Raw genomic sequence first — 10,774 nt, 5'->3', positions numbered from 1 at the left:
GTCTCTAGCCACGGTGCAAACCACGGTGCTTGCACTGTGGCTAACATCTCAGCTCAGACCATCACCCGCCAGATGCCCCTCACCGGATGCAGACGTTGATCGTCCTGCATGTAACTGCGGAAGACGGTGATCGAATCCGGATGGCGGGCCTAGCCGTCCCTGACTTGACCATTTGGCTTACAACCTTCGAAATCAGCACCGTCATTGAGTTGGCTACTGGTTTCGCAGTAGCATGGGGGGCTATACGCCGAGTGAGCGTCTCAGCGGTACTTGCGATCCTTCCTTTTCGCTCTGCTGCACTTACGACGGGTAAGGCTAGACGGGTTCGCAGGAATCGGCGCGGCAGCTGCGCTTCGCCCGTGAACGACGATGAGGATGGGGAGGGACTGTCACTAGCAGGCTGAAACGAAAGGTTGCAAATCGATCCAGGCATCACCTCATTCAATCATACCGGCGTGCATATAAGCGATGTTGAGCTTGGCGCTTGGAGTGCGAACATGCAGGCAATCGACGTCAGAAAGAGATGGGGTTGGCTGCTCCTGGGCGCGATCACGCTTTCAACCATTGGCGACGAAATATCGCTGATAACTCTCGTGTTTCGCACCGCTAACAATCGTACGCCGTTCGCCGTGCCAATGCTGCTCGTCGCGCAATTGTTGCCGGGGTTGATTGCGACGCCTTTCATCGGCCGGCTTGTGGATTCACGCGACGCCGGCCGTTTGCTGACGGTGACGGCGTTGATCGATGCCATCGTCATCGCATGGATGGCTGGGCATCCTGATTTGGCAACGACTATCCTTGGAGCTAGCGTTCTCAGCATTTCCTTCGCGATCGGCGGGACCGCGAGCTTCGCTCTCATTCCGGTTCTGGCCGCGCGACTTGGGATGACGCTACCGCGAGCGAATGCGGTGTTGGAGTTTGTCCGCAGTGCCGGGATGTTGGCGGGACCGGTGGTGGGCGGTGCTCTCGTGGCTTGGGGAGGTGTCGGAAGGGCGCTCCTGATTGATGCGGCCAGCTTCGCGCTATTAGCCGCCGTCGTGCTGGCAAGCGGATTGCGCCGCCCGGTCGAACCGAAGGACGCCGAAAGGCAGACTCTGTTGTCGGAATATATGCCTGTCCTGAGAAACCGGCGAACCACGGTCATGATCGGAGCGCTGATGCTCGAGGTCTACGCGATCTCGATCGCCGATGTGGCGTTCGTGTTCCTCATCACCGTTACGCTCGCGGCCGGACCGACCGCGTTTGGTTTGCTGACTGCATGTTGGGCCGGGGGAATGATGGCCGGTGCTACTGCCTCAGGCACGTTGGCGATGCCGCGTCCTGCACCGATCGCATTCGTTTCCGCGGTGGTGATGGGCGCAACGATGTTGGCGATTGGTATCGCTGCTCTGACGTTGACGGGTGGGGTCATCTTTATAGGCATTGCGTTCGTGTTCGGCGGTGCAGCCAACAGCTTGCAGAACGTTGCAGTTCGCACAATGCTGCAACGAGAAGCGCCAGCAGAATCACGCGGCAAGGTTGCAGCGATATATAGCGCTGGAACAAGCGCGGCCGCCATGCTTGGCTATATGACTGGCGGTTTATTTACGCCAGACAATGCCATTAGCGCGTACGTCTTCGGTGGTGCTCTCGGCATTATCTCCGGCTTCGCTGGTTGGCTGCTTTTTCGGCATTCCAAACCAAAAGACATTTAGTCAGGACTAACAGCTTACGCAGTCCTGAACGGAACGGGTAGCAAGACGTCATAGGCGTTCCCGGAATCGATCGAGATTTGGGAAGCGGGCCAATAGTTGCGGTGGCCACGCACGCCGGTCTATCCAAAAGTAATGAACACCGACCTGTCATTGGGCAATCGGCCCGATCTCGCCACCGAACGCCTATCCCTTCGGCGTCCTAACGATCGCGACGTGGACGCCATTGTAGGCGTGGTAGGGGATTGGGAAGTGGCGCGCCGCTTGGCGCGTGTTCCGCATCCGTATGGCCCGGCCGATTCCCGCTTTTTTTTAGATCATGTCGTGCCTGCCGAATGGGTATGGGCTGTCACTCTGCGGGGGTCCGACACGCTTCTGGGCGCGATCGGCCTGACGCCGGAAGAATGCGCTGACGCCGCTGAGTTGGGTTATTGGCTATCCCCTACCCATTGGGGAAGTGGCATCGCGACCGAAGCCGCAAGGGCCGTCGTTGCCTTTGGCTTTGAAAGTCTCGGTCTTCCGGTCCTCACGTCTGGCTATTTTGAGGATAATCCCCCGTCGGGTCGCGTGCTCCGCAAGCTCGGCTTCGTGGAAACCGGGCGCGTCATGCGGCCTTGCCTTGCGGCAGGTGGCGAGGTGCCGTCGATAAGGATGGAACTGGCGCACCCAACGCGAGGATAACTACGGGCAAAGGCCGCTCATGCAGCCTTCCCGCCAACGATGCTTAAACGAGAATATGCGGCTTAACGTCTCAAGCCGTTGGCGCGGTAGAAGGCCGCCAGCGCCCCGGTCGTAGCAATCTGCATCTTGGGCAGGCTGATGCCATCGATCATGTTGCGGTAGCGGATGCGGTTGGCTCTGGTGGCGACGACGATGTGCCGGATCATATCCCATTTCACGCTATCGCGACCGCCCTCCAGAGCGCCGCGCCGATCTCGCTCGAACCAGCAGCGTCCAACGTACCTATACAGGCTGGTTGTCGTCGGTACGTCGAGAAGAATAAAGCCGGTCGCTCGTTCCATCCGTTGCGGGAGTAGCCGGGAATAATTGCCTTCGATCACCCAGCGGTCGCCAGCAATCGCCTTATAGTGAAGCGCCGCAAACTCATCTGGCGGTCGTGGAACCCAGTCGGTGTGCGGGAGATGGTGTAGCTGATCGAGGTGGACCACCTCCAAGCTCCGCGCTCGCCGTATTGCCTCGGCGAGAATCGATTTGCCGCTGTTCGACGGTCCCATGATACAGATGCGTGTGCCCAGCTCGTCCAGCGTCATGGCGCAGAATACCTCCCCACGGTATGCGATACGTCTGCGGGCGGGATCTCACAACGGATGCTCAATAGGGAATCATTGCTCACCGGCGGTAGGTTCGATCAGATCCCATCGGTTGCCATAGAGGTCCTCGAAGGCAGCCACGATGCCATACGGTTCATGGCGAGGTGCCTCAACGAAGCGGACACCCTGCTGCGTATAGGCAAGATGGTCGCGGGCGAAGTCGTCCGTTTCGAGAAACAGGAACACTCGACCGCCGCTCTGATCGCCGATCGCTTCACGTTGCCTGTTGCCGACGGCCCGCGCCAGTAACAGTCCGCTTGCCGCGCCGTGCGGCGCGACCACCACCCACCGTTTGCCATCTGTCAGCGCGGTGTCGTCACGCAACTCAAAGCCAAGCTTCCCGACGAAGAATGAGATGGCGGTGTCATATTCGTCGACGAGGAGGGCGGTCAGGTTCAAGCGTTGATGCATCCAGTGACGCTGCCCTAATCTGGACGTCGAACCAACGCCTGCTTCCCGTCTAAGAGCGAATTTCGAGAATGTCCGACTTGGGAAGGAAAGCGGACGGGCGGCTTTGGGGGCGATCCGCTGGAAAGCGGACGCCGTGGATTACCGACTTGTAAGCAGCCGCTTCCTATACAGCGCGTCCGGGGCCTTGGCCGCTTCGATCCTGATACGGCGATGTAGCACCCCCACTATCAACGGACCGCCTACTAGAAGTAGGCCGACCAGCACCTCTATGAAACCGGGCAACCAGCCAGCCAGAAGAGCCGCCCCATAGATCAGCGCGAAGAACGCGAACCATGTGAATGCTGCGGCATCAACGAGGAGCAACGGCTTCCTATTCTGATAGCGCTGGTGTGCAAAACGCCAAAACGCCGCCTTCATGCTGCCCCCTGTCTCTATTCCGGACAATCGTATCGTCGGGTTTCAAGAAGCGCCACCTGCACTGCAAGCGGCAACAATTGAGCGTAAGCCGATGGCCGGGATGGGAAGGAAAGCGGACAGGCTGCTTTCGGCGGGACGAAACGCGAGTGTACTAGGTTGGCGCAGCCTCTAGGCACGCCTCTCGCAGACTGCCGTCAAGCAACGCCGCGAAGGCTCGACGGAAAGCATCGAGGTCAGAATAGCTTAGCATGATGGCGACCTGCACGCCGTTGTGATCGGGTTTACTCTGAGGCCAGACAGGTGTCGCGAGGGCGACCCACAGTCGCAACTCACCTCGTAGTCCCGCAGGCTCGATTCGAATCGAAATGTGGGTATGATCAAGCTTGTCGTCGTCACTCCAGAAACCACCGGCCAAGGTGAGTTCCTTTCCCGGCACGATTGGAAATGTGTCGAGGGTTTCACCAAAAGCTCGTAGATGCTCCATGCTGAACCATGCAGATGATCTGCCCGAAAAGGCTCCGTTTTCGACATGGGCTGTAATCTCGCCATGCCGCTCGTCCTCTGGTTGGTATGAAAGAGTGAGCCGCTGCATCTTCGGAACCTGAACGAATGACCGCTGCTAGGCAAAGGCAATGTGGCCCACGAACGTCTTACAATGGGCGTTCTGGTACGATCCGGCTTTCTCGCGAGGGATCATGATATGGGACTGCGCTGCTCGAACCGATCGGATTTCGCAATTGTCGTGGCTTAGCAAAGCATGGCGTGACTAGGAGTGTGCAAGTGAGTAGCGAGGAATGGACGGCTGGCTGGTCAGTCATCGATAACGCAAAGTACCAGTCCCTGGGAGATGATGAGCGGAACAGGTTGCTCATATTCATGGCTTCGCATTCACTATTAACCCTAGCCGATTACGAAATACCGAAGCGAGTAGCAAATGACAGCGTCTCGGCATGCGTTCGCTATATGGAAGATCGATCGGTCGATGCCAGATCAATATCGATCTATCTAAATAATGCCGACCCAAATTTCGACTTGAGTGCACAATATAGTTTTGTTGGCGCTGACATAGCTGCTTACGATGCACTCGATATCGTCTGCTTTGCTACAGGCGCGGTGGCAAGAACGGCCTACTTACATCAAAGGCTGAGCAGCCCCCCTGAACCAGTGATTCTAGCTACACCTAATGTCACAGTTGAAGCATTGGAGAAATTTAGGAGGATGCTCCGGATGGGAATCGTGCGCGCGGATTAGACGTGCCAGTTCGGCTTTTCGCAACGTGATATATGAATCTTCGCGCGGCCGGCTGTTCCCAAAAACGAACGGCCAACGAGAAACAGGTAGCGTTCTCGAAATCGATCGCATTTCGGGAACGCGGGCGTCAAATTTCGTTCGCCTCCGCATGACAGGACCGCCTGAAGTTTAGTGCGGGCCAACAGCCATATTTCCGAAGCGATAACAGTCTCTATTATCGCCCACCATCTTAACGTCCGTCACCCGCTCGGCTGGGTCGGTCGTCACCAACAATGTGCAGGGATGTTGGTCATCGGTAGCTTTCCACGTGTATCTGTTTCCTCCTGTAAAGGGCTCTTTATGATCAGGTTGGCCGTAGCGCTGCTCTAGGCTTGCTAGCGGTTTTCCGTTCAAAGATAAGTTACGGGCCATATTACCGGCCAAACATCCGGTCAGGCCTAAGGAACATGCCGCCACAACGATTACACGATTCATAAATCACCTTCGATAAAATCAACCGCGTCTATTTATCTCAAGACGGTTTCAGCATCCGCCAAGCGAACATCGTGCATCTGATTAAGGTATGCTTCATAATAGCCCTTGTGCGACGCGCCGACGATGGCGAGCATCCGCGTGCCTGGGTAACGCCCCAGCACGTCACGAATGTTTGCAACCATGCGAAGATTCCGCGTTTCCCAATAACCGACATAGTTTCGGCCGAATTGCTGCGGTGATGGCTCAACGAGCGCGGCACCAAAATCTGCGTGGAAGGCGAGCTTTGGCAAGGTCGAAGCGTTTAGCGCACGGTACATCGTCAATACGCCGTCTGGCTTGGCCAGCCCCGCATCAAGCCGGGCATCATCGATTTGCCGTTCGTGGGCAGAGGGGTTGTTCCACGCTTTGGCAATCGCGTCACCGTACGCCTTCCGCTCAGCCGGATCGGGACCATCTGCGGTATCGGCCGAATGATCGTCTACACTCCAAACGCGTTCCAGCCCCAAGCGCGCAGCTAGTGCGGCGCCGATCAAGGTGGACTCGTTCCGCCCGTTGCCGAACTTCGTCAGCGCGGCGGCCAGATCATCGTTCAGACCATCGCCAGCGTGACGCTCTGCCTGTGGCAGCCGCAACCACTGGACCAGCGCAGAGTTGCGCTCTCCAGCTGCCATGAAGATGGCGGCGAGATGCCGACGATCGGTCGCCTTCGGCGAGGCCGGCCAAGCGGCAAGAAGCCGTTCCGCTTCTGCGTTGGCGGCGGGTACATCCAATCCCGTCGCCTGGCCTGCTGCTGTCGGATCGGCACAATAAGTCTGCACGGTTTCCGCATAACGGGAGGGGTAGCGACGAAGGGCATCACATTGGAGGCCGGACATATCCTCCGTCGCAATAGCGGTCGGGTGCCATGTCGCCAGTCGATCGATCAACGGAACAAGCATAGGGGGCTTGAAGTCCTGCGACGCGCCAGACAAATGGGTCGAGCCTAAGACTAGCACGTCGTTAGGATGACCCGCAGGCGGCCCCTTCAATGTTTCGGGCCGAAATACGGGTTGGTAGCTCTGCCCTTGCGCGGGTGAGATAGCGGTCAGAAACGCAATGCCAACGGCCAAAACAATACGCATACGACCTCCGAAACCGGTATGTCGGCCGGTGTATTGAGCACCTACGACCGAGCCATTCTTTCCAATCCATCATGCATATGCTAGATGGTGCTATGCCGTCTTAATACACCGCTACGCGGGTGTCTAGCTGGATCAAGGAAGAACCGTGGCTGCCTATTTCGCAAGGCACCGCCAGCGAGACGGCGAGGGCTTTCCCGAGAGGATCGAATTTTGGGAAAGTGCCTACTGATCTATTCAGCCAGTAGGCTGTGGATGTCAGAGCTAATCCGCACGGTCTGTCAGAGCTAAATGTCACCCGCACCTCAAGGGGTAGCCCGAGCGCGATCAGCCTTAGACGAGGTGGCTTCACAACGAATGATGGTCCGCACATGATGACTTGCAGACAGCGCTCGAACAAGGCCACCTTGCCGGACCACATATTGAGCGCGAAGGCCTAGCAATGTTCAGGAGTATGATCGCCCTATCTCTGCTGGCGCTGGCTGCACCCTCGGTCGCGGCCGAGCGCATTACGAAAGAGCCATCGAACTCCGAGATGACGGCCATCTTCGACGCAGACCAGAAAGCGCGACAAGGCCCAGATGTCGACTGGGCAACGGTTGGTCCACAGGATGAGACGCGTCGGAAACGTACCCAAACGTTATTGGATGTGGGAGCGTTGAAGAGCGGGGATGACTTCTTCCATGCCGCGTTCATTTTTCAGCATGGTGGATCGCCCGACGATTATCTGAAAGCACATTTGCTTGCTATGATCGCCGTTGCGAGAGGTAATGCAGGAGCGACATGGATCGCTGCTGCCACACTAGACCGTTATCTTCAAAATATTGGTAAGCCCCAGATTTTGGGCACTCAATTTCACACCGGCCCTGACGGTCGCACGACCCAGGAGCCATTTGACCGCTCCCTTGCCTCTGACGCCCTGCGAGGCACTCTTGGTGTTCCGCCACTCGCGGAACAGGAGGAGCGCCGTAAGTCGCTTGAAAAGACGGCTCGGCCAGTGCTCCCAACTCTCCCGAAGCCTGCACTTCAAACGCTCGCGCCGGCACCGTCAGCGAGAACGTTCGAAGCCAAGCTGCGCCTCGTACAATGCGGCCCGATTCCTGGGGCGGAGGCACTAATCAATCGCACCGACCTCGGCTGGATTGTGGTGGGAGAAATGCACGGCACCAAAGAGACGCCAGCAATTTTTGGTGATCTCACTTGCCTAGCTTCGGCGTCCCGGCCAGTGATCGTCGCGGTCGAACAAATGACCACCGAACAACCCGCTATTGACGAGTTCATTGGTTCCGATGGAGGTGCCGCGGCGATATCGCACTTCTTGAGCAGCAGAATATGGACGCAGCCGATGAAGGACGGCCGATCCAGTGAAGCGTACTTCCACCTTTTCCAGAGGCTGCGCGAATTACGAGCGGCAGGGCGGATTGCGAGCGTCGTTGCGTTCCAACCCTTGTACAATCCCGGTCGAGGCGGATTCAAAGCGAGCGATTACGAGAATGCACTTGCCTCGTCACTGGTCAGCAGGGTGAGGCAAGGCGCGCGGGCGCTCGTCTTGGTCGGGAACATTCACGCAATGCGAACTGCTCCTACATGGGCCAAGCCAGCTTACCTGCCGATGGCTGGCTACCTTCCAGCCCAGACCACCATCAATCTTGACGCGAGGTGGGTTGGCGGATCCTATTGGGCTTGTACTTCGGACACCAGTTGCGGTGCACAAACTGTGCCCTCATCAGGGACAAGACCGGCTCGCGGTATCACCATGGACGTTACCGGTGGACCTTATGCGGGGGCGCTTAACCTCGGCGTCGAAGTGACAGCTTCACCTCCGCAGTAACGAGCTTACGGCAACATCCGTTAGCTGCCATTACGCCGTCTTTGCAGCAGGTGCAGCGGGTTGGCGTCCGAGCGTGCGGTACACAGTTGGGCGCGAAATTGAGAACACCTCGGCGAGATCGCTGACATCTACAGTAGGCTGTCGCTCACCGCTTCTTCTCGATCATAGCATGCCGATGTTATGCAGCCATTGCTTGACCTGTCCGGGCCATTCCCGCGAAATCGGATCAGCCGTGGGCCGCATTCCGAAAGCGTGCCCTCCCTTGGCATAAAGCCGCATATCGACTGGCACGCCGGCATCACTGAGTGCCAAGGCATAGGCCATAGGTTGCCGGATTGGGTCAGTAGGGTCGTTCATGGCGTGAAGAATAAACGTGGGCGGCGCCTTCGGGCTGATTGTCACCCATGGCTTGAGTTCAAGGCTGTTCCTGCCCTTGCTGTCGTCTAGCATACGCGCCGTGTAGGCGACGATCGCAAAGTCTGGCCGGGGCGATTGCTGGTCAGCCGCATCCGTCAGCGGATAGGTGCGCTCATCCGTGTTGCTCAGGCTCGCTGCCAAATAAGCACCCGCTGAAAAGCCGATCACACCGACTTTATGCGGATCGAACCCGTAGGATGCTGCCTGCTCCCTCAACAGCCCCATCGCGCGCTGCGCGTCCTCCAGACCCAATAGCACCTTCGGCCGTTGTCCCTGCGGCCACGCTTGCGGCACCCGATATTTCAGCACCGCACAGGTCATACCCTGTTGCACCACCCAATCGCAGATTTCGGTGCCCTCTAAATCAGTCGCTATGACTTCGAAACCGCCGCCCGGCAGGACCAGCATCGCGGTGCCGACGTTTCGCCCCTTCGAACGATAGAGAGTCATTGTGGGCCGGGTGACATAGCTCGCCCAATGCCATTTACGTCCTCCCACAAGTCCCGTCCCATTACCGGTCCCCTCAGGCCGATCGCCGGAGTCCGGTTTGACGAGAGGCGTGCTCGCAGGCCAGAGCGGCGTCTGAACCCCCTCCTTAGGAGCCTGCCACGTGCCCGCCCGCTCATTTTTCGGGAGGACAACCTTGGCAGGCAAATTGTTGGCCTTGCTAATCTGCCCGCAGGCCGCACCGGCGATGCTGATTGCAAGGAGAGAGGGCACGACGAACCGGAACCGCGACAAACCATATCTCCTGCTTTGAGGAAGCAACCTTCCTGTGAGATCAGGCGATTGCAGAAGCGGAGGTTAGCGGGCCAAGCTCATCACGCAACTGGTAGCTCCCCGCATGGGAACGGCGCGCGAGACGGCGCGGGCGTTCTTGGAAACGATGGTTTATCGGGAATTGTGGATGCAGGATGGCTGTCTTTCGGGCTTACGCCTGATAGGCTACGCAGTATCGCCTGTAAGTGACAGGTGGAAAGTCCCGGAGGGTGCATGCTGCTTCTGATGACCGCGCTGCTCGTAGCTCAACAGGCTCCGGTCGAACCCGAGCCGACAGAAATCGTAGTTATTGGTCAGCGCCTCTCACGGTGGACAGGCAAGTACGCGATCCGGGGCAGTAAGCTCCGCTGTGCTACTAAAACATCCAGTGGTGATCGAGCTGTTGATGCTATTGGTTGCGAAGCGTTCGATAGTTGCGCTAATCAACTTTCTTCCCGGATAGCGGCAAGCGATGAAAAGTCACTTTCGAAGGAAAGTCGCCTTTCAATAAAGGAGGGCGTCAAGCGCGATCTATCGACCTGCGTTGCTGATAAGAGAGTTGCTCTAATAGCGGATCTTGCCAGTCGCCGTAAAAACCTACTCTCAAATATACCTAATTAGCGTCAGCATCTACCATCTTTTGGACAACCCGGGATAACACAGTTATAGGATCACGCCCGCTACCATAACCGTAGTCTGTTGCCTCTTTCTTGTTGCAGCGCCTCTCACCTTCGAAGATGCCGCACCGTCCAGCGGGTCTTAACGCATCTGTGCCTGTAAGTGCTTCGCCACCGGGGCGATCGCGGGCTAGTTCACGCTCATTCGGAAGCGGCAACCGATAGCTTTGCCGCTTCGTTCCGCAAACCACAATTTCATCACCCGTCGTATTGCCGCTACAACGCTGAACGATAATACTCGATTTCGCGGGACTACGGGTTTGGGTAACGTTTGCTAAATCAAAGACTATCGTCTCAGGTGGCGCTTGGGCTGCCTGTAGAGCGATGGTCAGCCAGAAGGACATGGGTCCCCACAATCTGTTTGATTAGAGTTCCGCAAACTATCGCTGAATGGGCG

12 protein-coding genes are annotated in these 10,774 nt (G+C 57.6%); 5 read left to right on the top strand and 7 right to left on the bottom strand.

Annotated elements, in window-relative coordinates:
- The first annotated feature begins 497 nt into the window (after positions 1-497).
- Both C8J46_RS17945 and C8J46_RS17940 read left to right on the top strand, forming a co-directional pair.
- Positions 498-1,694, top strand: coding sequence for an MFS transporter (locus C8J46_RS17945; RefSeq protein WP_132741974.1), 1,197 nt, complete (start codon positions 498-500; stop codon positions 1,692-1,694).
- Positions 1,695-1,826: 132 nt separating this feature from the next.
- Positions 1,827-2,372 (top strand): GNAT family N-acetyltransferase, encoded by a 546-nt coding sequence (locus tag C8J46_RS17940; protein WP_132741972.1) that lies wholly within the window; start codon positions 1,827-1,829, stop codon positions 2,370-2,372.
- Between the two features lie 62 nt (positions 2,373-2,434).
- On the opposite strand, the gene C8J46_RS17935 is transcribed toward C8J46_RS17940, so the two are convergent.
- From C8J46_RS17935 to C8J46_RS17920, 4 genes are all read right to left on the bottom strand, one after another.
- The gene (locus C8J46_RS17935; RefSeq protein ID WP_132741970.1) at positions 2,435-2,962 is read right to left on the bottom strand and encodes an AAA family ATPase; all 528 of its coding nucleotides are present in this window, start codon (positions 2,960-2,962) and stop codon (positions 2,435-2,437) included.
- Between the two features lie 72 nt (positions 2,963-3,034).
- Positions 3,035-3,433, bottom strand: a complete 399-nt coding sequence (locus C8J46_RS17930) for a VOC family protein (RefSeq protein WP_132741968.1) — start codon at positions 3,431-3,433, stop codon at positions 3,035-3,037.
- Positions 3,434-3,571: 138 nt separating this feature from the next.
- A complete protein-coding gene (locus C8J46_RS17925) occupies positions 3,572-3,850 on the bottom strand; it encodes a hypothetical protein (protein ID WP_132741966.1) in 279 nt (92 codons plus the stop codon).
- A gap of 151 nt (positions 3,851-4,001) precedes the next feature.
- Positions 4,002-4,442 (bottom strand): hypothetical protein, encoded by a 441-nt coding sequence (locus tag C8J46_RS17920; protein WP_132741964.1) that lies wholly within the window; start codon positions 4,440-4,442, stop codon positions 4,002-4,004.
- Positions 4,443-4,630: 188 nt separating this feature from the next.
- On the opposite strand from C8J46_RS17920, the gene C8J46_RS17915 reads away from it, so the two are divergent.
- Positions 4,631-5,101: a hypothetical protein gene (locus C8J46_RS17915; protein WP_132741962.1), complete on the top strand. Its 471-nt coding sequence runs from the start codon at positions 4,631-4,633 to the stop codon at positions 5,099-5,101.
- A gap of 506 nt (positions 5,102-5,607) precedes the next feature.
- Here the strand turns inward: C8J46_RS17915 and C8J46_RS17910 are convergent.
- Positions 5,608-6,696 (bottom strand): DUF5694 domain-containing protein, encoded by a 1,089-nt coding sequence (locus C8J46_RS17910; RefSeq protein WP_165886629.1) that lies wholly within the window; start codon positions 6,694-6,696, stop codon positions 5,608-5,610.
- A gap of 439 nt (positions 6,697-7,135) precedes the next feature.
- On the opposite strand from C8J46_RS17910, the gene C8J46_RS21125 reads away from it, so the two are divergent.
- Positions 7,136-8,524, top strand: coding sequence for a hypothetical protein (locus C8J46_RS21125; protein WP_207894218.1), 1,389 nt, complete (start codon positions 7,136-7,138; stop codon positions 8,522-8,524).
- Between the two features lie 162 nt (positions 8,525-8,686).
- On the opposite strand, the gene C8J46_RS17895 is transcribed toward C8J46_RS21125, so the two are convergent.
- On the bottom strand, positions 8,687-9,391 hold the full coding sequence (locus tag C8J46_RS17895) for an alpha/beta hydrolase (RefSeq protein WP_243643492.1): 705 nt from the start codon (positions 9,389-9,391) through the stop codon (positions 8,687-8,689).
- 543 nt (positions 9,392-9,934) lie between these two features.
- On the opposite strand from C8J46_RS17895, the gene C8J46_RS17890 reads away from it, so the two are divergent.
- Positions 9,935-10,321 (top strand): hypothetical protein, encoded by a 387-nt coding sequence (locus C8J46_RS17890; RefSeq protein WP_132741958.1) that lies wholly within the window; start codon positions 9,935-9,937, stop codon positions 10,319-10,321.
- Here C8J46_RS17890 and C8J46_RS20970 read toward each other — a convergent pair.
- Entirely contained in the window at positions 10,314-10,721 is a 408-nt protein-coding gene (locus C8J46_RS20970) for a hypothetical protein (protein ID WP_165886628.1), read from the bottom strand. The two genes, C8J46_RS17890 and C8J46_RS20970, sit on opposite strands and share 8 nt — an antisense overlap.
- Positions 10,722-10,774 lie beyond the last annotated feature (53 nt).

Source organism: Sphingomonas sp. PP-F2F-A104-K0414 (assembly GCF_004340945.1).
Classification (GTDB): Bacteria; Pseudomonadota; Alphaproteobacteria; order Sphingomonadales; family Sphingomonadaceae; genus Sphingomonas.
This window is presented reverse-complemented; position numbering and strand designations above follow the sequence as displayed.